The 22,693-nt window shown below is 71.0% G+C and carries 15 protein-coding genes; 8 read left to right on the top strand and 7 right to left on the bottom strand.

Going from position 1 to position 22,693, the window contains the following annotated elements:
* Positions 1 to 401 precede the first annotated feature (401 nt).
* On the top strand, positions 402 to 2,039 hold the full coding sequence (locus tag ABZT47_RS30855; RefSeq protein ID WP_354849817.1) for a hypothetical protein: 1,638 nt from the start codon (positions 402 to 404) through the stop codon (positions 2,037 to 2,039).
* Between the two features lie 15 nt (positions 2,040 to 2,054).
* On the opposite strand, the gene ABZT47_RS30850 is transcribed toward ABZT47_RS30855, so the two are convergent.
* From ABZT47_RS30850 to ABZT47_RS30835, 4 genes are all read right to left on the bottom strand, one after another.
* Positions 2,055 to 3,551, bottom strand: a complete 1,497-nt coding sequence (locus ABZT47_RS30850; protein WP_354849814.1) for a hypothetical protein — start codon at positions 3,549 to 3,551, stop codon at positions 2,055 to 2,057.
* Positions 3,552 to 3,686: 135 nt separating this feature from the next.
* Positions 3,687 to 4,967: a cytochrome P450 gene (locus ABZT47_RS30845; protein WP_354849812.1), complete on the bottom strand. Its 1,281-nt coding sequence runs from the start codon at positions 4,965 to 4,967 to the stop codon at positions 3,687 to 3,689.
* 68 nt (positions 4,968 to 5,035) lie between these two features.
* Positions 5,036 to 6,295 carry a cytochrome P450 gene (locus ABZT47_RS30840; protein ID WP_354849809.1) on the bottom strand — a complete coding sequence of 420 codons (1,260 nt, stop codon included), beginning with the start codon at positions 6,293 to 6,295 and terminating at the stop codon, positions 5,036 to 5,038.
* A 1-nt stretch (position 6,296) separates the two neighbouring features.
* Complete coding sequence (locus ABZT47_RS30835; RefSeq protein ID WP_354849807.1) at positions 6,297 to 7,841, bottom strand: GMC family oxidoreductase N-terminal domain-containing protein; 1,545 nt, start codon at positions 7,839 to 7,841, stop codon at positions 6,297 to 6,299.
* A gap of 170 nt (positions 7,842 to 8,011) precedes the next feature.
* Here ABZT47_RS30835 and ABZT47_RS30830 point away from each other — a divergent pair, with 170 nt between their 5' ends.
* Entirely contained in the window at positions 8,012 to 9,565 is a 1,554-nt protein-coding gene (locus ABZT47_RS30830; protein WP_354849804.1) for a long-chain fatty acid--CoA ligase, read from the top strand.
* Positions 9,566 to 9,727: 162 nt separating this feature from the next.
* A complete protein-coding gene (locus ABZT47_RS30825; protein WP_354849801.1) occupies positions 9,728 to 11,038 on the top strand; it encodes a M14 family zinc carboxypeptidase in 1,311 nt (436 codons plus the stop codon).
* 166 nt (positions 11,039 to 11,204) lie between these two features.
* Here the strand turns inward: ABZT47_RS30825 and ABZT47_RS30820 are convergent, their stop codons facing one another.
* Complete coding sequence (locus tag ABZT47_RS30820) at positions 11,205 to 12,464, bottom strand: cyclopropane-fatty-acyl-phospholipid synthase family protein (RefSeq protein ID WP_354849798.1); 1,260 nt, start codon at positions 12,462 to 12,464, stop codon at positions 11,205 to 11,207.
* A 13-nt stretch (positions 12,465 to 12,477) separates the two neighbouring features.
* A complete protein-coding gene (locus ABZT47_RS30815) occupies positions 12,478 to 13,827 on the bottom strand; it encodes an FAD-binding oxidoreductase (protein WP_354849795.1) in 1,350 nt (449 codons plus the stop codon).
* Positions 13,828 to 14,427: 600 nt separating this feature from the next.
* On the opposite strand from ABZT47_RS30815, the gene ABZT47_RS30810 reads away from it, so the two are divergent.
* Positions 14,428 to 15,525 carry a CaiB/BaiF CoA-transferase family protein gene (locus ABZT47_RS30810; RefSeq protein WP_354849793.1) on the top strand — a complete coding sequence of 366 codons (1,098 nt, stop codon included), beginning with the start codon at positions 14,428 to 14,430 and terminating at the stop codon, positions 15,523 to 15,525.
* A 280-nt stretch (positions 15,526 to 15,805) separates the two neighbouring features.
* On the opposite strand, the gene ABZT47_RS30805 is transcribed toward ABZT47_RS30810, so the two are convergent.
* The gene (locus ABZT47_RS30805) at positions 15,806 to 16,312 is read right to left on the bottom strand and encodes an effector binding domain-containing protein (RefSeq protein ID WP_354849790.1); all 507 of its coding nucleotides are present in this window, start codon (positions 16,310 to 16,312) and stop codon (positions 15,806 to 15,808) included.
* Positions 16,313 to 16,506: 194 nt separating this feature from the next.
* Between ABZT47_RS30805 and ABZT47_RS30800 the strand changes: the two genes are divergently transcribed.
* From ABZT47_RS30800 to ABZT47_RS30785, 4 genes are all read left to right on the top strand, one after another.
* On the top strand, positions 16,507 to 17,946 hold the full coding sequence (locus tag ABZT47_RS30800; protein WP_354849787.1) for a GuaB1 family IMP dehydrogenase-related protein: 1,440 nt from the start codon (positions 16,507 to 16,509) through the stop codon (positions 17,944 to 17,946).
* 624 nt (positions 17,947 to 18,570) lie between these two features.
* Positions 18,571 to 19,761, top strand: coding sequence for a general stress protein (locus ABZT47_RS30795; protein WP_354849784.1), 1,191 nt, complete (start codon positions 18,571 to 18,573; stop codon positions 19,759 to 19,761).
* Positions 19,762 to 20,016: 255 nt separating this feature from the next.
* Entirely contained in the window at positions 20,017 to 20,391 is a 375-nt protein-coding gene (locus ABZT47_RS30790; RefSeq protein WP_354849782.1) for an FKBP-type peptidyl-prolyl cis-trans isomerase, read from the top strand.
* Between the two features lie 439 nt (positions 20,392 to 20,830).
* Positions 20,831 to 22,366: an ATP-dependent DNA ligase gene (locus ABZT47_RS30785; RefSeq protein ID WP_354849779.1), complete on the top strand. Its 1,536-nt coding sequence runs from the start codon at positions 20,831 to 20,833 to the stop codon at positions 22,364 to 22,366.
* Positions 22,367 to 22,693: the final 327 nt, after the last annotated feature.

Here is a 22,693-nt window from a genome sequence, read left to right as displayed (position 1 = left end):
CCTGCCACGCATAGCTCAAGGGTAGCGCAGCGGGCAATCGCTCTTCATGGCCTTCCGGCGGCACCCCTGATAACCCCGGGAAAACGGGCAGGCGGCGGACCAAAGGTGATAGATCCGTTGTGACCTCATATGTCCCTTTAGTTTACCCTTTTCGCGTGGCGAACTCGTATGAACCGGCACGTGGCCCCAATGTCGCGGAAGAGAGCCTGCCGATGCAGGACCCTCCGACCGACCCGACAGGCCTGCAGTTCAGGGGAGCTTTCTCGGATTCTCCTGCGGAGACCCCCGCTCCGCATGAGATCATGCCGAGCACCCCCAATCCGGGCATGATGTCGGGAGGTTCGCCAGCAATGGCTCCTGAGCAGTCCAGCCGGTCCACGCGACCCCCAGCGTGGCCGGAGATGCCGCCTCCTCCCCCTCCCCCATCGCCCTCGGTGTTCGACCCGGCGCCCTACGGCGGCCGCGCCGCCGACCCCCTCTCGCCCGGAGAGGGGCATCAGTACGGCGCCCCCGCCCCTCGCGACACCGCCACGCAGACGGCCTTCCCGCCTCCGCCGCCGCTCGCCGACCCGCCGTTCTCCCCCCAGCCCACCGGGCCCCAGCAGTACAACCCCCAGTCCACCGGACCGCAGTACACCTCTCAGCCCACGGGGCCGCAGCAGTACACCCCGCAGCCCGGCGCGCCGCAGCAGTACACTTCCCAGCCGACCGGGCCGCAGTACACCTCCCAGCCCTCCGGGCCGCAGTACACCCCGCATCCGACCGGGCCGCAGTACACCCCGCAGCCGACCGGGCCCCTGCCGCACGGCCCCTCGACCGGCCCGCAGCAGCCGCACACCCCGCACCCCGGCTCCGCTTCCGGGCCTCAGCGGCAGGCGGCCGCCGGTCCGCAGGCCTACGCCCCCGCCGGCGACCAGCGGTACACGCCTTCGCCCACCGGCCCGCAGGGGTACGCCCCCTCGCCGTCCGGTCCCCAGCAGGCGCCCGGCCGCCAGGCCCCGCCCGCGACCGGCCCGCTCCAGGCGCCGACGGGCGCGTACGTCCCGGCCGGCACCGAGACCACCATGCGGGTGCCCGGCCCGGCCGCGCCCGAGGCCCCGCCGGGACGTCGTCACGCCGCCCCGGACGACCCCGCCGACCCCTACAAGCCGTTCGTCACCGCCGGGCAGATCAGCGGGCCCAAGACCCCTCCCCCGGAGCGCCAGCAGGAGCTGTGGAACACCGTCTTCGGCGAGAACTACGACGCGATGGGCGAGGAGGGCGACGACGAGGCCGGCAACGGCAGGCGCGTATGGCTGCCGGCGCTGGTCGCCTCGGTCCTGGTCGCCCTGGTGGCGGCCCTGCTGTGGGCGTTCCTGGTGGGCCCGCTGAGCGGCTCGGGCGGGAACGGCTCCACCGCCTCCGGCGATCCCTCCCCCAAGAGCACCGCCAAGGCCTCCACCTCCGGCAAGGGGGGCACCGGCACCACCAAGCCGCAGTCGATCGGCCGGCTGCCCAGGTATCGCGGCCAGGCCTCGCCCCGCACGGGCATCCTCACCGACAAGGCCGCCGGCCTCAGCGTCGTGCGCCTCGGCGGGCCGTGGCGGCTGGACCTTCGCTCCCAGCACGTCCAGGAGACCTACGGCTACACCACGCGCCAGTACGTCGCCGCGGGCACCGACCCGGCGGGCAAGCCGCAGTTCGCGCACGTCATGACGGGCCGGCTTCCCGCGGCCCTGGCCTCGAAGTACGACGCGGCCAAGCCGGACGACCTGGCTCCGGTGATCAGTTCGGTGGCCTTCTCCGCGCGCAACAAGTTCTTCCCGGCGGGCAACAAGATCGTCAAGACCGCCGAGCAGAAGGTCGCCGCCGGCGGGCACCCAGCGCGCCTCGCCGCCTACCAGGTCATGGCGGGCGACGCCAAGACGACGCTGGTCGTCGCCGCGGTGAGCACGGGGGCCGATCTGCCGGTGATCGTCTACATGGCGGTGCCGGACGGCAAGAAGGAACTGCTGCCCGACGTCAACACCGTGTTCTCCTCGATCAGGCCGGCCTCCTGACGGCGAAGCCGGGCGTCACACCGACGACGGGTCCCCGGGTGAGTCGCCCGGACGCGCGGGTGCGGCAGATGGGGGTGTGCCAGGTCGGAAGAGGCCGGCGACGGCCGCGGCGAGGAGGGGCAACCCGGCCACCATTGCGGCGATCATGAGCCATGGCGTGTCGAAGCCCACCCGTGGCTCCGCCTCCCAGTCGGAGTCGCCCGTCATCGGCCACGCCAGGAGCAGGCCGATGACGCACCCGGCGGCGGCGCCCAGCACCGCGCCGAAGGCCGCGCCGAGCGCCGCGTGGCTCGCGATGAGCAGCCTCAGGGTCGTCCGGGAGCCGGCGCTGATGCGCAGCCGCACGCGTCTCGCCCGGGGGCCGGTGGCGGTCGTGGCGAGCGCGCCCCCGAGGGCGGCGAGGATCCCCGCCAAGGCGAAGACCCGCCAGGCGTTCGATGGCTGGAATCCCCGCTCGAGATGGGTGGGCTCGGCGCCGCTCAGCCGACGGTCGAGCCGCTCCTGTTCCACCGGCGAGACCCGGTGGTGTGTGGGGTCGATGATCAGTTCGTCCGGCTCCAGGTCATAGCCGAGGGCTCGAACGGCCTCCGCCGGCAGGAAGACGTTCTCCACCCGCGGGTCGGGGGCTCTGACGACGATCGCCGGAATGGTCATGTCCTTCGAGGTGTCGGTGCCGAAGGAGGTGAACCTGACCGACAGCCGGTCGACGGCCACCTCGTGCGCGGTGACGAGTACGGCCGAATTCGCGTCGTAGGGTGTCGAGGGGTCTCCCGTCAGATAGCGGAGCAGTGCCTGGTCACCGATGAGGGTGTCCAGGTCACCGATGAAGGTGTCGGGATGGCCGGTCCGGCCCTGCGCCACATCGACGATCGGCTCGACGGTGCCGCTGTCACCACGGAGGTCGCCGCGCTCCAGCGGGCGATCGACCTGCGTGATCGGCACTCCGGGCAACTCCTGCTGGACGGCCGTTCGCACGTTCGCCGGATCTTGGTCCGAGCGCAGCGGCACCAGGAGGGCGCCCGGCCGGCCACTCGGCTCGTACCACGCCCGGCCCTGGGCGTTCTCGGCGGCCGCGGCGATCATGAATGTAGTCGCGAAGGCCGTCGCGATGATGATCACGGCGACCGCCGGACCGGTTCTGGCGCGATGACCGGCCAGGTCGTGGGCCGCCGGCCGAATCGGCGCGGGCAGCCGCGCCGACCAGCGCCCGAGGATGCCGAGCAGCCACGAGATGAACGGTCCCAGACCGAGGACGAACAATGCACCGCCCATGATGACCGCCGCGGCGAACATGGCCAACCCGAAGTCGTCATAGATCGTGTCCTCGTGCGTGGACCACGCCCCCAGGGCCATCACCGTGCCACCGGCCGCCGACAGGGCCGCTCCCCAGAGCAGGTAGCTCCGGTCTACGCGGGTGTGCCGGCCGGGTGGAGCCGACTGCGCCGCGAGCACGATGGAGCCGCAGGCGAGCGCCGTTGAAATGCCCAGAAGCAGCAGGAGCCCAAGGATCACGAAAAAATCATAGATAGTTGGCTTTGCCCCGTCCTGAGGAATGGTGCGGTGTTCTCACGCCTTCGCGGCGTCTTTGGCGGGCTCTCCGGACGGCCGCCTTCCCTAGGAGCGGCCGCGTGCGGCGCGGCCGGGCGGTCAGAAGTCGCAGGGCAGGTGCTTGACGCCGTTGATGAAGCTGGAGAACAGCCGCTGGGGGCGGCCCGCCTCGATGCGCGGCACGCGGTGGAGCAGCTCGCGGAACATCAGGGTGATCTCGCGGCGGGCCAGGTGGGCGCCCAGGCAGAAGTGCGGGCCGGGGCCGCCGAAGCCGACGTGCGGGTTCGGGTCGCGGGTGATGTCGAACCGGTAGGGGTCGGCGAACACGGCGGCGTCCCGGTTGGCCGACCAGTAGTACAGCACCGTCTTCTCGCCCTTGTGGTAAGTCGTGCCGTTCAGCTCGATGTCACGGGTCACCTTGCGCCGCATGTAGTTCACCGGCGAGGCCAGCCGGACGATCTCCTCCACCGCCTTGGGCGCGTGGCCCTCGACATCGGTCAGCCAGCGCGCCTTCTCGGCGGGGTTGCGCGTGAGCAGCAGCAGGCCCTGCGAGATGGCGTTCCTGGTGGTCTCGTTGCCGGCCACGACGAGCAGGATGAAGAACGACCCGAGCTCCTGCATGGTGAGCCGCTCGCCGTCGACGTTGGCGTTGACCAGCGAGGAGGTGAGATCGCCCGTGGGGTTCTCGGCGCGGAAGGCGGCGAGGTCCTGCACGAGCTGCTGGAGCTCCATCCCCGCGGTGAGCAGGGCGCTGACGATCTCGTCCTGGTCGCCGGAGGGCACGTACTCGGGGTCGGAGGCGCCGAGGATGACGTTCGACCGGTCGAAGACGTACCCGTAGTCCTTCTCGGGGATGCCCATCATGTCGCAGATGATCTTCAGGGGCAGGCGGGCGGCCACCTCGGTGACGAAGTCGCAGCCGGGCCCCTTCTCCAGCAGCTCGTCCACGATGCGGGCGGCCGCGGCCTGCACGTCCTCCTCGAACTTCTGGATCATCTTCGGCGTGAAGGCCCGCGAGACGATGCGCCGCAGCCGGGCGTGCCGCGGGTCGTCCATGTTGATCATCGAGCCGAAGTACTCGGCGAACTCGGCGGGCATGTCGGCGATGTTGGTGGCGCCGCCCTCGCCCGAGCTGAACACCTCCGGGTTGCGGCTGATCGCCAGGACGTCGGCGTGCCGGACGATCGCGTGGTACCCCTCGCCCTGGGGCGCGAACGACAGCTCCGGCTCGGCGAAGAAGACCGGGGTCTCACGGCCGCGCAGCAGCTCGAAGGCGTGCTCGCGCTCGGCCATCGGCCGTGCCCAGAAGTCCCAGTCGGACAGGTCGATCTGGTCGTAGGAGGTGATCGGTCGGCGGCCGGGGGGTGTTTCCACGCTCATGCTTCCATGATTGAGAGAAGTGCTCACTTACGTCAAACCGCGCGCGATCTTCCAGCGGCCGCGGGCGCTCAGCGGGTCCGGTAGGACATGTGCTTGATGCCGTTGATGAAGTTGGACAGCAGGTAGTCCGGCTCGCCGGTGGCCCGGATGCCGGGCAGGCGGGTGAACAGCTCGCGGAACATCACCGTGATCTCCCGCCGGGCCAGGTGGGCGCCCAGGCAGTAGTGCGGGCCCGGGCCGCCGAAGCCGACGTGCGGGTTGGGGTCGCGGGTGATGTCGAAGACGTCGGGGTCGTCGAACACCGTCTCATCCCGGTTGGCCGAGTTGTAGAACAGCAGCACCTTGTCGCCCTTGGTGTAGTGCTGCCCGTTCATCTCGTGGTCGCGGGTCAGCGTGCGGCGGAACTGGATCACCGGGGTGGCGTGCCGCACGACCTCATCGACCGCGCCCGCGACGCGGGCGTCGAAGTCGCCCAGCAGCAGCTCGCGCTGGCCGGGATTGTCGGTGAACAGCTTCAGGCCGTGGGAGATGGCGTTGCGCGTGGTCTCGCTGCCGGCCACGACCAGCAGGATGAAGAACGACCCGAGTTCCTGGGAGGTCAGGTGCTCCTCGCCGTTGACCAGCATGCCGGTGAGGTCCTCGACGGGCACGCCCCGGCGCTCGCGTCCGAGCCGGCGGGCCAGCGCGCTGAGCTCGTGCCCGGCGCGCAGCAGCTTGGCCAGGCCCCGGGCGACGTTCCACCGGCTGATGTCGGGACGGATGCCGCTGTACTCGGCGTCGGCGTTGCCCAGGATGATGTTCGTGTTCCGGAACACCATTTCGTGATATTTCGCGGGAATGCCCATCATGTCGCAGATCACCTGCACGGGCAGGCGCGCGGCGATCTGCAGCACGAAGTCGCCCGGCCCCTCGGCGACGGCCCGGTCGACGATCTCACGGGCCGCCCGGGCGAGGTCCACCTCCATCTTCCGCAGGATCTTCGGAGTGAAGGCCCGGGAGACGATGCGCCGCAGCCGCGCGTGCGCCGGATCGTCCATATTGATCATCGAGCCGAAGTAGACGGCCAGCCACCTCGGCATGTCCGGGATGCTGTTGGCCGTGGGCTCGCTGCTGAACACCCCCGCCGCGCGGCTGGCCTCGGTGACGTCCGCGTGCCGCACCAGCGCGTAGTAGCCGGGCCCGTGCCCGATGAACGGGATCTTGTTCTCCCGGACGAACACCGGCCGCTCCAACTCCCGCAGCCGCCGGAACGCCTCCTCCCGACGGCGCGGCGGCAACCCCCAGAACGGGATCTCCGACAGGTCGACGCCGGTCAGGTCCGCGGTCATCTCACGCCCCGCGGATCAGGTCGGCCGCCCGCTCGGCGATCATGATGGTCGGGGCGTGGGTGTGGCCGCGGTTCAGCATCGGCATGACCGAGGCGTCCACCACGCGCAGCCCCGGCACGCCGATGACGCGCAGCGAGGGGTCCACCACCGCGTCGTCCTCGATGCCCATCTTGCAGGTGCCCGCCGGGTGGTACAGCGTCTCGGAGCGCTCGCGGACGTACCGGGCGAGCTCCTCGTCGGTCCGCGCGCCCTCGTAGGGCTTCATCGGCGCGCCGGCGTACGGCGCGAGCGCCGTCGTGGCGAACGCCTCCTGCGCCCTTCTCAGCCCGGCCACCATCCGGCGCACGTCGGCCTGCGCGGTCAGGTAGCGCGGGTCGATCACCACGTCCCGGCCGTCCAGGGTGATCCGCCCGCGGCTCTCGGGCTGGAGCAGGATGACGCCGATGGTGATCCCGTGCCCGGGCGGCGGGGTGAGCCCGTGGTCGACGAACGGCGCCGGGGCGAACAGCAGCTCGATGTCCGGGGCGGGCTCCTCGGGGGAGGTCCGGACGAAGGCCACCGCCTCTCCGACGTTGGAGGTCAGCAGGCCGTCGCGGCGCAGCAGGTAGCGGGCGAGGTTGCCGAGCGACTCGGCGCCGGCCAGGGTGACCGGCCGGGGGCACTCCAGCATGACCGCCGAGGCGAGGTGGTCCATCAGGTTGCGCCCGACTCCGGGCAGCTCGTGCCGCGGCTCGACCCCGGCGGCCCGCAGCGCGTCGGGGTCGCCGATGCCCGAGAGCATGAGCAGGTGCGGCGAGCCGATCGCCCCGGCCGACACGATGACCTCCTTGCCCGCGCTCACCCGGCGGCCCCCGCCGTACTCCACGCCCGTCGCCCGGCCGTCCTCGTCCAGCAGGAGGCGCTCGGCCTGCGCGGCGGTGAGCACGGTCAGGTTGGGGCGGCCCATCGCGGGCCGCAGGTAGGCGTCGGCGGCGCTCCAGCGGCGTCCCCGGTCCTGGGTGACCGGCGTCGGGGAGAAGCCCTCGTTGGAGGGGCCGTTGAGCTCCTCCAGGCGGGTGAGCCCCATCTCCTCGCAGGCGCGCAGGAACGCCTGGGTGGTCACGTTGGGGGCGCGCAGCTCGGAGATGTAGGTCGGGCCGTCGGTCCCGTACACCTCGCCGTGATTGGAGCCGACCCGCCGCTCCGAGCGCCGGAAGTACGGCAGGACCTCCTCGTAGGACCAGCCGGGCAGGTTCCAGCCGTCGTAGTCGGCCCGGTGACCGCGCACCCACATCTGGGCGTTCATCGACGAGGAGCCGCCCAAGGTCCTGCCGCGGGGCCAGTACAGTCTGCGCCCGCCCATCTCCTTCTGCTCGGCGGTGGTGAAGTCCCAGTCGTAGGGGGTCTTGAACAGCTTGGAGAAGGCGGCGGGCACGCGGATCTCGAACTTGCGGTCGGCCCCGCCGGCCTCCAGCAGCGCCACCCGCACCGAGGGGTCCGCCGAGAGCCGGTTGGCCAGGACGCAGCCGGCCGAGCCCGCTCCGACGATGACGTAGTCGTACTGCATGGGGGCCTCCGGGGGGACGTGATCGGCTCCCACCGTACTTACGCCCGCGCGCCGCCCCGCGTCCACGCTCGTTACCGGATAGTAGCTATCGGCTGGCAAGATGACGCCGACCCCCTGCGAGCGCCACCGCGCCGTACGCGCCGGGGCGCCGGCAGCACGAGGAGATCGCCATGCTCAACCTTTCCGTCATCCTGGAGGACAGCGCACGGGAGCGTCCCGACCGCACGGCCGTGGTGTTCGGAGACCTGCGCATGTCCTATGCCCTGGTGAACTCCCTGGCGGACCAGGTGGCGGGCCTGCTCGCCTCGCGGGGCATCGGCAGGGGCGACAAGGTCGCGCTCGCCTGCCCGAACCTGCCCTACTTCCCGATCGTCTACTTCGGCATCCTCAAGGCCGGCGCGACCGTCGTCCCGCTCAACGTGCTGCTCCAGGCCCGCGAGATCGCCTACCACCTGCGCGACTCGCGGGCCAAGGCGCTGTTCTGCTTCGAGGGCACCCCCGAACTGCCGCTCGGCCGGCGCGGCCACGAGGGGTTCCGCGAGGCGGTCGCCGAGGGCGGGCCCGACGCGGACGGGTTCTTCATCCTGCCCGCCACCCCGCTCGGCACCGAATCGGGCATCGAGGGCGTCCCGACCCTCTGGACGGCGCTGAGTGGGCTCCCCGGCCGGTTCGAGACCGTGGCCACCGCTCCGGAGGACACCGCCGTGATCCTCTACACCAGCGGCACCACAGGGCAGCCCAAGGGCGCCGAGCTCAGCCACCAGAACATGCTGCTGAACGCCGTGGTCTCCGACGAGATGTTCGAGCTGACCGGCGACGACGTCTTCCTGGCCGCCCTGCCGCTGTTCCACTCCTTCGGCCAGACCGTCATCATGAACGCCGGCTTCCGCCGCCGGGCCGCCCTGGTGATGGTGCCGCGCTTCGAGCCGGCCGCGGCGCTGGCGCTGATGCGCGAGGAGCGCGTGACCATGTTCGCGGGCGTGCCCACCATGTACTGGGCGATGCTCACCTCGGTGCACGCGGACGGCGCCGAAGTGCCCTCCACCCTGCGTACGGCGGCCTCGGGCGGCGCGTCGCTCCCCGTGGAGGTGCTCAAGGACTTCGCCAAGACCTTCGGCCTGCCGGTGATGGAAGGCTACGGGCTGTCGGAGACCTCTCCGGTGGCGAGCTTCAACCAGCGCGGCCGGCCCGCCAAGCCCGGGTCGATCGGCACCCCGGTCTGGGGTGTGGAGATGAAGCTGATCGACCCGGCGTGGAACACCGTCGAAGGCGAGGGGCCGGGCGAGATCGCGATCCGCGGGCACAACGTCATGAAGGGCTATCTCGGCCGGCCGGAGGCCACCGCCGAGGTGACGAAGGACGGCTGGTTCCGCACCGGGGACATCGCCACCCGCGACGCCGACGGCTACTACTTCATCATCGACCGCGTCAAGGACATGATCATCCGCGGCGGGTTCAACGTCTATCCGCGCGAGCTGGAAGAGGTGCTGATGACCCACGAGGCGGTCTCCCTGGCCGCCGTCGTCGGCGTCCCGCACGGCTCCCACGGCGAGGAGATCAAGGCGTACGTGATCCGCAGGCCGGGCGCGACCGTCACCGAGGACGAACTGCTCGCCTGGTGCAAGGAGAACATGGCGGCCTACAAGTACCCGCGGCTGGTGGAGTTCCGCGAGTCGTTCCCGATGACGGCCAGCGGCAAGATCCTCAAGCGCGAGCTGCGCTGACGGCCCCGGCCCGCCGGCGTCACGGGCATCGGCATCACGGGCATCGGGAGCACGGATCCCGGCCGCCGCAGAGCAGGGACTCCAGGCACGCGACCTCCCCAAATTCGGGCAAAACAACAAGGAGGCGGGTCGAAGGATCTCCCCTGAACTGGAGGCGATGCCATGGACGTCCGCGATCACATGCGGCGGGTCCCCGAACTGGACAGGTTTCCCAGCGTGGACGAGATGGGCGCCGAGCTGGACGAACTGGCCGCCCGCTACCCAGGCCTGGTACAGGTGCGCCGCATCGGCGCCTCACGCCTGGGCGAGCCGCTGCGGGCGCTCACCGTCGGCGACGGGGACCGCGACGCGCTCATCATCGGCGGCCCGCACCCCAACGAGCCGATCGGCTCGCTCACCGTCAGCCACCTGACCCGTCTGCTCTGCCAGGACGCCGCCCTGCGCGAAGGGCTCGGCTACCGCTGGCACCTGATCCCGTGCGTCGACCCCGACGGCGCCCGCCTCAACGAGGGCTGGTACGCCCGCCCCGGCGACCGGCGCCACTACGCCCGGCACTTTTACCGGCCCGCCTGGCGCGACCAGGTGGAGTGGACCTTCCCGATCTCCGGCGAGGGCTACGCGTTCGACCGCGCCCTCCCCGAGACCGAGGCGCTGATGCGGCTCATGGACCAGGTGCGGCCGGCCTTCGTCTACTCCCTGCACAACGGCGAGTACAGCGGCGCCTTCTTCTACCTCAACCACCACGACCCGGTCCTCGCCGCCCGGCTCACCGAACTGCCCGCCCTGGAGGGCATCCCGCTGCACCACGGCCAGCCCGAGCTGCCCGGCTCGGTCGCCATCGCCCCGGCCGTCTACCCCACCCCCGGCGGGCCGGGTCAGGCCAGGATCTTCGGCTCCGGCGGCGGCAGCGCCGACTACGCCGCGAGGTTCGGCGCGCTGCACCTGATCACCGAGTTGCCGTACTGGGCCGACGAGCGCGTCTGCGACCCCAGCCCAACGGCCACCTCCTACGGCGAGGTCATCAAGGCCGGGCTCGCCGAGCAACGCGAGGCCATCGACGTCCTCAGCGCGATCATGGCGGCGGTGCGGGCCGACCTCACCGTCCACTCGCCCTTCCGCCGCTCCGTCGAGGACATGCTCGACACCTACCGCAGGTTCGCCGACGTGTGGGAGGGCCTGCCCGGCGTCGAGCGCCCGGCGACCGTCGCCGAGCAGTTCGGCAACCGGCAGACTCTGCACATGCGCCGATTACGCTCCTGCGGGACCTTCCGCCGCATGCTGCACGCCGAGGTCGCCGCCGGCAACCTCACCCCCGCCATCCGGGCGCAGCGGGAGCGGCTGGGCGAGCTGTTCGACGCCTGGTACGCCGAGGCCGACGCCGAGTCGGGCGGACGGCCGATCGCCATCCGCAAGCTGGTCGCGGTCCAGCTCGCCGCCGGCCTCGTCGCCGCCGAACACCACGCCCGGCGCTGAGCGGTCACGCACTCCTCTGAGCCGTCCGGTCACGTGCGGAACCGTGGCACGTACGCCGCCGTGGCACGTACGCGGCCGGGCACGTGCTGGGAGAAGGCGGCGGCCCGCCCGGGCTCCTCAGGGGAGGCCGGACGGGCCGTCGTCACGTGATCGCGCCGGGCGCCGATCAGGGCCAGTCGAGCGCGGGCCGCAGCGGGACGCCCGACTCGCCCCGGTCGCCGAGCTTCACGCCGAGCACCTGGTGGAGCTGCACCTTGTTGCGCTCGAAGCCGACGATGCAGCCGGCCATGTAGAGCCGCCACACCCGCGCCGTGCCGGAGCCGACCTCCTCGACCGCCTCGTCCCAGTGGGCGTCGAGGTTGGCGCACCACTTCTCGAGGGTCTTGGCGTAGTGCTCGCGGAGGTTCTCCTCGTGCCGGATCTCGAAGCCGGTGTCCTCCATCTCGCGGACGAGATGACCCACCGACTCGAGCTCCCCGTCGGGGAAGACGTAGCGGTTGATGAAACCGCCCTTGTTGATCGTCCTCTCCTTGCCGGTCGGCCGGGTGATGCAGTGGTTGAGCAGCCGGCCGCCGGGCTTGAGCTTGCCGTACAGGAAGCCGAAGTAGCCGGGAAGCTGGTCCTTGCCGATGTGCTCGGTGAGGCCGATGGAGCTGACCGCGTCGAAGCCGGTCTCGGCGACGTCGCGGTAGTCCAGGTGGCGCACCTCGGCCAGCTCCGACAACCCCGCCTCGGCGATGGCCTTCTGCGCCCACTCGGCCTGCTGGCGCGACAGCGTGACCCCGAGGCCCTTGACCCCGTAGTGCTTGGCCGCGTGCATCACCATGCCGCCCCAGCCGCAGCCGACGTCCAGCAGACGCATGCCCGGCTTGAGGGCGAGCTTCTTGGCGACCAGGTCGAACTTGGCGAACTGCGCCTCCTCCAGCGAGGAGCCCTCCTCGGGGAAGGTCGCGCAGGTGTAAGCCATGGAGGGGCCGAGCACCCACTCGTAGAACCGGTTGGAGACGTCGTAGTGGTGGTGGATCGCCTCGGCGTCCCGCTGCTTGGCGTGGCGGCTGCCGAGCCTCGCCATGGCGCTGCGGCGGACCTCCTGCGGGGGCGGCGGCACCCGCATGAGCAGCGGCTTGACCCCCAGCGAACGCGCGACGGAGATCTTCTCCTTCACCGGCATGTCGTTGAGCGTGATCTGCGCCATCTCCGACAGCAGGGTGTACATGTCGCCGTGCACGTCGATGTGACCGGCGATGTAGGCCCTGGCAAGCCCCATCTCCCCTGGCGACTGCGCCAGGTAGGCCACCGCTATGGGCGACTTGACCTCGATGCGGACGGAAGCGCCCGACGGCCCGGCCTTGCTGCCGTCGTACGCCGCGAACTCGATGTTCGCGTCTGGCCCGACGATCTTCTCGAAGATCTGGGCGAGTGTCATGCGACCAACCTCCTCAACGCCCCCGTACGCATTTCTCATAGAGGTCGAGCAGCCGGGCGCCCGGGTCGTAGGCACGTTTGACCGGCCAGTAGGCGTCGCCGTTGTAGAGACGCCAGAACTCCTCACGGGGGTAGAACGATGTCGAGTACAGGGACTTGTGGCCGCCCAGGTCGTGCACGGAGTTCTCGATCAGCCGGTTGTGGTAACCGTCGGCCTGTCCGCGCGGGAGGGCGACCATGCCCCAGAACCCGAAGTTCACATAGAGCTTTCCCGGCTCCAGCGGGTACAGCGGCCACTCGCCGGTGGCCTTCAGCGGGCACATCCACACGGGCGTCATGCCCACCTTGCCGTGGAAGAACTCCAGGAAATCGGCGCCTCGCTCGACCGGGACCTCCACGTCCTGGATGACCGACTCCTGTACCGGGTTGCCGCGCCACCGGTCCACGCGGGCCGTCACGCCGTACCTCTGGTCGAGCCCGACCAGCTTGCGGTAGACGTCCGAGCGCAGGTAGCGCCGCGGCATCAGGGAGCGCACCAGCGGCTGCTGCACGCCGAAGGCCCGCGAGCACCAGAACCAGTCGGTGTCCCAGCGCCACAGGTAGTCGCGGACGGTCAGCCAGTCGCGGGTGCGGGTGCGGATCGACTGGTAGTAGATGCGCATGCCGGTGTAGTCCGAGGCGTACGGCGCGCGGTCGGCGAACTGGCCGACGGTGATGTACATCTCGCCCGGCTCGAAGAACGTGCCGTCGACGAAGTCGACCTTCTCCCCTTCGTAGTGGCCACTGTCGCAGATCTCCTGCATGGCCAGCATGCACTTGGCGGCGTCGGAGAAGGGGATGTGCGTGAGCCGCACGTACGGCTTGACCGGTAGCAGCTTGATGCGCAGCCTCAGCGCGTAGCCCAGGGTGCCGTAGGAGTTGGGGAAGGCGTGGAACAGATCGCTGTGCTCGTTGTCGTCCCTGGCCACCACGACGCGGCCGTCACCGGTGAGGATCTCCATCTCCTCGACCGACTCGTGCGGCAGCCCGTGGCGGAAGCTGGAGGACTCGATGCCGAGCCCGGTGACCGCGCCGCCCAGGGTGATCGTCTTGAGCTGCGGGACGACGTACGGCATGAGGCCGGCCGGGAGCGTGGCGTCCACCAGGCGCTCGTAGGTCGTCATGCCCTGGACCTCGGCGGTCCTGCTCTCCGGGTCCACCTGGATCACCTTGTCCAGGTCGCGCGCGGTGAGCTTGGCCGTCTTGCCCGGCTCACGGAACCGGAACAGGTTCGTGGTCGGCTTCGCCAGCCTCGGAGAGGCTCCGTCCGGGAGGGCGGTGTAGGACTCCCTGATCTGCTCCACAGCCGCTCGATGGGCTGTCATCTGGGCGGTCGTCCTCACCGTGCGATCTGGCATGCCACCACCCCCTATAACTAAGTGCGTGGAGATCGACGCTACGACGCTATCTCCTGTCTTGACCATCGACCAGAGTAGACACGTTAAACCCGCGCAAACTCCCGACCCCCCTTCAAAGCGTTGTGGCACAAGGGTTAGCGTCATGTTCGCAGGTGAGGGGCGGGGCGGTGGGAACCGTTCTCACCAAGCGTTTGCTTGCTACCGCGATGGGGACTATCGTCGGCATCGCACCCGAGGAGAACAGCGATGAGCACGAACGGCGCCCCGGACCCCCATAACCCCCCGGCACCGCACAACGCCCCCAAAACGCCCCCTCTTCCTGCCTCCACCACCTCGGCCGGAGCCGCCGACGACTCCCCTGCTCCTCCTGCTGCCGGCAGCCCCCAAGCCGCTACTCCCGAAGGATCCCCGGCCGCCCCGGAAAACGGCCCCACTCCTGCTCCCACCTCCGCCTCCGCGTCCGGCCCCGGCCCTATCTCCGCCTCCGCTTCTGGCCCTGCCTCCGCCTCCGCGCCCGGCCCGGCCCCCGCCTCCGGGAGCGGCTCTCAGGGCGGACCGCTCGCCGGGGTGCGCGTGCTGGAACTCGCAGGGCTCGCGCCCGGGCCCTTCGCGGGCATGATGCTGGCCGACCACGGCGCCGAGGTGCTCAGGGTCGACCGCGTCTCCACCGTCGCCAGGAGCGGCGACCGCCCCCGCCCCGACGTCATGGACCGCGGCAAGCGCACCATCGGCCTGGACCTGAAGTCCCCCGACGGCGTCGCCGCGTTCAAGCGGATGGCCGCGACCGCCGACGTCGTCATCGACGTCTTTCGCCCCGGCGTGGCCGAGCGCCTCGGCATCGGCCCCGCCGACCTGCACGCCGTCAACGAGCGGCTCGTGTACGGCCGCATGACCGGCTGGGGCCAGGACGGCCCGCTCGCGCCGACCGCCGGGCACGACATCGGCTACATCGCCATCGCCGGCGCCCTGTCGATGCTCGGCCGCGAGGGCGACAAGCCCACTCCCCCGATCAACATCCTCGGCGACTTCGCCGGCGGAGGCCTCATGCTCGCCTACGGGGTGGTGCTCGCCCTGTTCGAGCGCGAGCGCACCGGTCGCGGCAAGGTCATCGACGCCGCGATGGTCGACGGGGCCGCCTCCCTGTTCGCGATGTTCTACCACACCGCCCAGAGCGGCCTGTGGGGCCCGCGCGGCACCAACCTGCTCGACACCGGCGCCCCTATGTACGACACCTACGAGACCGCCGACGGCCGGTACCTCGCGGTCGGCGCGCTGGAGCCCGCCTTCTGGAACGAGATGGTCACCCGCATGGGCCTGACCGACCTGCCCGACCGGGACGACCGCGCCAACTGGCCGCGGATCCGCGAACGGCTCGCCGCCGCCTTCAGGTCAAGGACACGCGGCGAGTGGGAGGCCGTCTTCGAGGGCTCGGACGCGTGCGTCACGCCCGTCCTGGACATGGGCGAGGCGGCCCGGCACCCGCACAACCTCGCCCGCGGCTCGTTCGTCGAGGTCGGCGGCGTCACCCAGCCGGCGCCCGCGCCCCGCCTGCTCGGCAGCGGCCGCGGCGACCTGGCGCAGGCCACCCGGCTGCACGACCTCACCTCCTGGGGCCTGTCCGACGAGCACGCCAAAGCCCTCCGCGCAGCCGACGTCCTCGCCTGACCCTCACCGGCAGCGTCCTCGCCCAACCCTCGCTCCGGCGTCCCCACCTGAACCCGAACCGGTAGCGTCCCCGCCTGAACCCGAACCGGCAACGTCATCGCCGACACCTCGCCCCGGCGTCCTGACTGAACCGTTCCGCCTGCGTCCTGGCCGAACCGCTACCGCCCGCGTTCCGGTTGAACCGTTACCGCCGAACCGCTACCGCCGGGGTCCTCGCCTGTACCCTCGCCGGCGGTGTCCTCGCCCGCTTCGGTGACCACCGGCCCCGCGCGGGCTCGGCTCACGCCTGGGCGCGGGCCTGGTCCATGCCGGCGGGGACGGGAGTGTGGCCTGGCAGAACCGCCAGATACAGATCGACCCCGGCCCGGTGGTGGACCTCCAGGTCGGTGGTGAAGGCCCGCGCCGGCACCCCGCCCGACTCGGTGTGCCGCCACACCTGCTGCCAGGCCTCGATGAGCGACTGCGGCATCGGGCCGTGCGCCTCGACCTTGAGCGCCTGGACGCCGGGCACACGCACCGCCACCATGCCCTCGGGCAACCCGGCCGCCGTGCGCACCGCCACCCCGACGACCTGGGTGTAGGCGCCCTGATGATCGCTCTCGTAGTCGATCATCACCGCGTAGAGATTCTCGTCGATGCGCCCCGGAACGTGGGCGAACGCGCCCGGAGCACCGGCCCGTCCCCACAGGACCGGCAGCTGCGCCCGCGAAGGATCGGCCTCCGCCGCGTTGCTGGTGCGCACGGCGTACCCGACGACGAGCACCTCCGGTCTGTCAACGATGATCATAACGCCTCCCCACTCGAGGGCCCCCCGCCTGCCCATCGCATCGCGCGGTCAATGCGGCCGGACCGGCCGAAGCCGACACGATCATCGCGCACAGAGGAGTGGGCAGGGGTGCCCGGTCAGATCATGTCGCACGGAGCACCCAGCTGACCTGGGAAGTCCCATTGTTTACCATGAATCGCCTAGGCTGGACCAACGTGCGATTCCTCAACGATCAGGCGCCGATCTACGACCTGACCTACAGCGACGTCTTCATGGTCCCGTCACGCTCGGCCGTCGGCTCGCGCCTCGCCGTGGACCTCTCGACCCACGACGGCACGGGCACCACGATCCCCATCGTGGTGGCGAACATGACAGCGGTGGCCGGCCGGCGCATGGCCGAGACCATCGCCCGGCGCGGGGGCATCACCGTCATCCCGCAGGACATCCCCATCGACGTCGTCGCCGACGTGATCGACTTCGTGAAGAAGCGCGACCTGGTGCACGACACCCCCATCACCCTCACCGCGCACGAAACCGTCGGCGAAGCCCTCAACCTGCTGCCCAAGCGGGCGCACGGCGCGGTCGTCGTCGTCGACTGGGACAACCGGCCGATCGGCGTCGTCACCGAGGCCGACTGCCACGGTGTGGACATGTTCACCCAGCTCTCCCAGGTGATGTCGGGCTCACCGCTCACCATCCCGGCCGGCACCGACCCGCGGGCGGCGTTCGAACTGCTGCACAACGGACGCCACCGCCTCGCCCCCGTCGTCGACGGGGAGGGCCGACTGGTCGGCGTCCTCACCCGCACCGGCGCGCTGCGCGCCACGCTGTACGAGCCCGCGGTGGACTCCCAGGGCCGCCTGCGCGTCGCCGCCGCCGTCGGCATCAACGGCGACGTCGCCGCCAAGGCCAAGGAACTGGTGGACGCGGGCGTCGACTGCCTGGTCGTCGACACCGCCCACGGCCACCAGGAGAAGATGCTCTCGGCGCTGGCCGCGGTGCGCGCCCTCGACCCCGGCGTCCCCGTCGCCGCCGGCAACGTCGTCACCGCGGCGGGCGTGCGCGACCTGGTCCAGGCCGGCGCCGACATCGTCAAGGTGGGCGTCGGGCCGGGCGCCATGTGCACCACCCGCATGATGACCGGTGTGGGACGGCCGCAGTTCTCCGCCGTCCTCGAATGCGCGGCCGAGGCCCGCGGGCTCGGCAGGCACGTGTGGGCGGACGGCGGCGTGCGCCACCCGCGAGACGTGGCCCTCGCTCTGGCCGCCGGCGCGTCCAACGTCATGATCGGCTCGTGGTTCGCGGGCACGTACGAGTCGCCGGGCGACGCGCGCACCGACGCCGACGGCCGGCGGTACAAGGAGAACTTCGGCATGGCCTCGGCCCGGGCCGTACGGCTGCGCACCGCCGAAGACACCCCCTTCGACCGTGCCCGCAAAGCCGTCTTCGAGGAAGGCATCTCCACCTCCAGGATGTACCTGGACCCGGTGCGGCCGAGCGTCGAGGACCAGATCGACGCCATCGTCGCCGGTCTGCGCTCGTCGCTCACCTACGCCGGCGCCACCTCCCTGGAGGAGTTCCACGACCGCGCCGTCATCGGCATCCAGAGCTCCTCCGGCTACTCCGAAGGCATGCCCCTCCACCAAAGCTGGTAGCCCCACCCCAACTCGCGCCCACGCCCTCGCACACCCGCACAGTGCCACGGCCACGCGCACAAGGACGCACAAGGACGCACAAGGACACGACCACGCGCACGGGGACAAGGAAGCCCAGAACCCAGCGAGAGGCCCACCGGCCTCTCGCCCTCCGCGGACCTCCAAACCGTCCACCGTCCGCCGGGCACCGTCCGCCCATCCCGCCACCCATTGCCCGGGCGTCGGACAACGCACCCAACCCCCGTGCCCCGTTGGCTCGACGCCGGCCAACGCGCCGAGCTCCCGTCACCTGTGGGCTGCAGGCCTGAGGGCGCCGAGGCGGTGGGTCCTGCGTACGGCGAATCCGGCGCCCCCGCTACGGCGGCCAACCGGTCAGGGTGACGTTGGGACGCTGCCTGGTGTACCGCCGTAACTCGGCGCCGATTAAGGAGTACAGGGCGATGAGTGAGGGTTGGGGGTGATGGCGGTGGGGGTGACGCGGTGGGTGATCGGTCGGTGATCGGTGGACGGCGCGTGATGCCGCGGGAGGAGTCGTCATTGTCGGTGGTGACGGCAGAGTGATAAGTCGCCTTCGCCGGGTAGTCCGGGTCGGCAGGTACCCCCTAGCCGCGGAGGCGAGATCTCATGATCGGTTCGTCACCCGAGCTGGCCGCGCCGTCCGCCATCGACCGGCGACTCCTGGTCAGCTACGACAACTATCCCGCCGCGCAGCGCGCGGTGGACACCCTTTCCGACGCCGGATACCCCGTGCAGAACGTGGCCATCGTCGGCAACGACCTGCGACTGGAAGAGCTGGTCACGGGACGGCTCACCAATCCCCGCGCGGCCCTCTCCGGAGCCATCAGCGGAGCCGTCTTCGGCCTCGTCGTGGGCCTGTTCCTCGGGCTGTTCACCACGACGACCGCCTCGTTCTTCGCCCTTGTGGTGTGGGCGATCCTGTGGGGCGCCGTGATGGGCGCCGCCTTCGGGTTCGCCGGCCACGCATTCAAGGGCGGCACCCGCGACTTCACCTCGCGCAGCGCCATCGTGGCCGGCAGGTACGACGTCCTGGTGCCCGCCGCCGCGATGGAGGAGGCCCTGGCAGTGCTGGAGGGCGGGAACAAGCCCGCGGACACCGTGGTCGTCGCCCGGCCTCCGTCCAGCGGCCCTCTGCGCACCCCCGGCGCCTCCGGACCTGAGACCACCACCTCACGCCCCGAGAGGACCGGCGCCTCCAGCCCCGAGACGACGCCTGGGGCCACCGGCACGGCCCCTCCCACCTCCGACCCCTTCATCCCGACCACCGGGACGATCCTTCCCATCCCCGAGACGGTCCCTCCGGCGTCATCGGACGTGAACGTCCCCGCCGATGACCCCGCGACCGGCGAGCCCGCCGTCGAGTTCCCCGCCCAGCGTCCGGCGCCGGCCCCTGAGCCCGTTCTCCAGGTTGAGGACGAGGCCGGCCACGCCGGGTCCCCCGACCCCGCGCACGCCGACCCCTCCCAGGCGGACCCGACCTCCGCAGACGTCATCTCGTCGGACACCACCTCTTCCGGGACGGCGGAGTCGGCTTCCGGGACGGCGGAGTCGGCCATCGTGCCGCCCGCCACCAGCCGCGCGGAGGCGATGGAGGAGGCCACCATCGCCATCCCGCTCTCCGCCGTGCCGCGCACGTCCACCTCCGGACCTTCCACACCGGCCTCCGAGCCGTCCTCGCCCAAGGAGACCGACACCACTCCCACGGCCTCGGAGAACGCCGGCCTCGATGCCGAACCGGCCGACCAGGCCCCCGCGAGGAAGGCCGAGGAGAAGCCGAGCGACGTCCGCGCCCGGTAGCCCTCTCTCCGGCGAACCCCCCAACAGCCCACGGGCACGACCTCACGAGCCGGCCCGGCCGCGGACCCTCAGCCGAGGGTCCGCCGGCCCGGCCGGCTGTGGGCGGGTTCCGTACGGAAGCCCCCAAGGGATACGCCCTCGCCGTTCGCCGGCTCCCGGAACCCCGTAGAGTCGTGCGGTCGGCCCGACAAGGGCCGGCGATCGGTCCAGGCGCCCGTTCGGACAGGCGGAGCGCAACCTAACCAAGGAGAACACGTGGCACTCGAGAAGCCCGAGATCGACTTTCCGGAGGGCGACGCGCCGGCGGATCTCGAGATCGTAGACATCACCGTGGGCGACGGTGAGGAGGCCAAGCCGGGCCACATGGTGACGGTTCACTATGTCGGTGTGGCGTTCTCCACCGGCGAGGAGTTCGACGCGTCGTGGAACCGCGGCGACTCCTTCAACTTCCCGCTCGGCGCCGGCCGCGTCATCGCCGGATGGGACCAGGGTGTCGCCGGCATGCGCGTCGGCGGCCGTCGCAAGCTGGTCATCCCGCCGCACCTGGGCTACGGCAACCGCGGCGCGGGCAACGCCATCAAGCCGGGCGAGACGCTGATCTTCGTCGTCGACCTGCTCGGCGTCAGCTGACCCGACCCTCACGCCCGATGCCGATCGCCCCGAGTCGCGCCCGGCATCTTCACGCGGTGTCCACGAACGTTCACCACGCCGCCCGCCATACGGCACCCGCATCGCCGTGCCTTCCTACCGCCGCGGCGCCATCGGCGCACGTGTCCGGATGGGTGAAATGGCGGTGCTCCGCCGTGTGCGCGGGCGGGGCGGATGTGGCCATGAGCCACCACCGATGACTTACCGTATACAACGGGTGCCCGCACCGCCACCCCGACCCATCGGCGCACACGTCTCGGATGTGAAGGCGGGTGGTCGCCGCGCCAACTGCTCGGCCAGGGTGCCGGCACCTCGCGGCGTGGCAGGCAATACGTAGTCGTTTATCAGGACATTGAGCGTTTTGTCGGCCATGAGGGACGGCTGCCACCTGGGCGCGCGGGGGGCGGCGTGAACTGGCACGATGAGACGTGTGTTGCTCATCGACCTCGCGCGCACTTCTGCCTCCGTAGCAGCGGACTCGGCCCGCCTCGCCAAGATCGGACATATCGCCGAACTATTGAGCAGAGTGCGACCGGAAGAGGCCGAGATCGCCATCGCATATCTGTCCGGTGAGCTACCCCAGCGGCAGATCGGCGTGGGATGGCGCACCCTCCAGGACCTGCCCGAACCACGCCAGATCGCCAGCGCGAGCCTGACCCGCATCGACGACCTGCTCAGCCGCATCAAGGCGCAGAGCGGCCCGGGGTCCCAGGCCGCGCGCAAGGAGCTGGTCGGGGAGCTGTTCCGTTCGGTGACCCGCCAGGAGCAGTCGTTCCTGCTGCGCCTGCTGGCGGGCGAGCTGCGTCAGGGAGCCTTGAACGGGGTGATGGTCGAGGCGGTCGCCAAGGCGTCGGGCACGCCCGCGGCGGAGGTCCGGCGCGCCCTCACGCTGCGAGGATGGCTGCCCGCCGTAGGCGCCGCCGCGCTCACCGGCGGCGTGGAGGCGCTGCGCGCGTTCCACCTCGAGGTGGGCCGTCCCGTGTCGCCGATGCTGGCGCAGAGCGCGCCGAACATCCCCGCCGCCCTGGAGAAGCTCGGCGGGCTCGCGGCACTCGAATGGAAGCTCGACGGGATACGGGTGCAGGCCCACCGCTCCGGCTCGGACGTCAAGGTGTTCACCCGCACCCTGGACGAGATCACCGCGCAGGTCCCCGAGCTGATGGAGGCCGTGCTCGCGCTGCCCGTCGACGACATCGTGCTGGACGGCGAGGTCATCGCGCTGCGACCCGACGGCCGGCCCGAGCCGTTCCAGGTGACCGCCTCCCGGGTCACCAGCAAGATCGACACCGCCCGTCTGCGCGAGACCACGCCGCTGAGCGTGTTCTTCTTCGACGCCCTCCGCGTGGGCGGCGTCGACCTGCTCGACCTTCCTGACAGCGAGCGGCACGCGGCGCTCGCGCGGTCGGTGCCCGCCGAACTGATCACTCCGCGCCTGGTCACGTCCGATCCCGACGAGGGCATGGCCTTCTTCGCGGAGGTGGTCCGACGGGGACATGAGGGCGTCGTGGCCAAGTCCCCGAACACGCCGTACGCCGCCGGGCGACGCGGGGCCGGCTGGGTGAAGGTCAAGCCCCGCCACACCCTCGACCTGGTCGTGCTGGCCGCCGAATGGGGCCACGGCCGGCGCCAGGGCAAGCTCTCCAACCTCCATCTCGGCGCCAGGGACCCTCAGTCGGGCGACTTCGTGATGCTCGGCAAGACCTTCAAGGGCCTGACCGACGAGTTGCTCGCCTGGCAGACCGAGCGCTTCCTGGCTCTGGCTGACGGACCGAGCGACGAGTGGGTGGTCAAGGTGCGTCCCGAGATGGTGGTCGAAGTCGCCTTCGACGGCGTGCAGCGGTCGCCGAGGTACCCCGGCGGCATGGCGCTGCGCTTCGCCCGCGTGCTCCGCTACCGCCCGGACAAGCGCCCCGAAGACGCCGACACAGTGGACTCGGTCCGCGAACTCCTGTTCTGACCCTCACATCCTCACACCCTGTTCTAACCCCCGCACCTCCGCACCCTGTTCTGACCTCCCGAATCCCCGCATCCTGGTCTGAACCACCACGCCGCCCGCTCATCACGCCGGCGCTCATCACGCTGGCGACCACGCGTCCGCAGCCACTCCGATCACCACCCTGCTGCCGCCGGCCACCAGCCCCTCATGGCTTCCGAACCGGCCAGGTGTATGGGTGGCATGAGTTGGCCGGCCTTGAGCTGTTCCGCTCACGTATGGGGTTCGGGCAGATCGGCCGTGATCACGCTATGAGCATGGATGATCACTCTCCGAGTGACTTGCGTCACT

Origin of the sequence: Sphaerisporangium sp. NPDC005289 (assembly GCF_040607455.1) — a bacterium.
Taxonomy (GTDB): Bacteria; Actinomycetota; Actinomycetes; order Streptosporangiales; family Streptosporangiaceae; genus Sphaerisporangium; species Sphaerisporangium rhizosphaerae.
This window is presented reverse-complemented; position numbering and strand designations above follow the sequence as displayed.

What these genes read in the sequence shown, in the direction of transcription:
- ABZT47_RS30855 (WP_354849817.1), top strand. Translation starts at nt 402, where the DNA reads ATGCCGCCTCCTCCCCCTCCCCCATCGCCCTCGGTGTTCGACCCGGCG.
- ABZT47_RS30845 (WP_354849812.1), bottom strand. Translation starts at nt 4,967, where the DNA reads ATGAGCGTGGAAACACCCCCCGGCCGCCGACCGATCACCTCCTACGAC.
- ABZT47_RS30840 (WP_354849809.1), bottom strand. Translation starts at nt 6,295, where the DNA reads ATGACCGCGGACCTGACCGGCGTCGACCTGTCGGAGATCCCGTTCTGG.
- ABZT47_RS30835 (WP_354849807.1), bottom strand. Translation starts at nt 7,841, where the DNA reads ATGCAGTACGACTACGTCATCGTCGGAGCGGGCTCGGCCGGCTGCGTC.
- ABZT47_RS30830 (WP_354849804.1), top strand. Translation starts at nt 8,012, where the DNA reads ATGCTCAACCTTTCCGTCATCCTGGAGGACAGCGCACGGGAGCGTCCC.
- ABZT47_RS30825 (WP_354849801.1), top strand. Translation starts at nt 9,728, where the DNA reads ATGGACGTCCGCGATCACATGCGGCGGGTCCCCGAACTGGACAGGTTT.
- ABZT47_RS30820 (WP_354849798.1), bottom strand. Translation starts at nt 12,464, where the DNA reads ATGACACTCGCCCAGATCTTCGAGAAGATCGTCGGGCCAGACGCGAAC.
- ABZT47_RS30815 (WP_354849795.1), bottom strand. Translation starts at nt 13,827, where the DNA reads ATGACAGCCCATCGAGCGGCTGTGGAGCAGATCAGGGAGTCCTACACC.
- ABZT47_RS30805 (WP_354849790.1), bottom strand. Translation starts at nt 16,312, where the DNA reads ATGATCATCGTTGACAGACCGGAGGTGCTCGTCGTCGGGTACGCCGTG.
- ABZT47_RS30795 (WP_354849784.1), top strand. Translation starts at nt 18,571, where the DNA reads ATGATCGGTTCGTCACCCGAGCTGGCCGCGCCGTCCGCCATCGACCGG.
- ABZT47_RS30785 (WP_354849779.1), top strand. Translation starts at nt 20,831, where the DNA reads ATGAGACGTGTGTTGCTCATCGACCTCGCGCGCACTTCTGCCTCCGTA.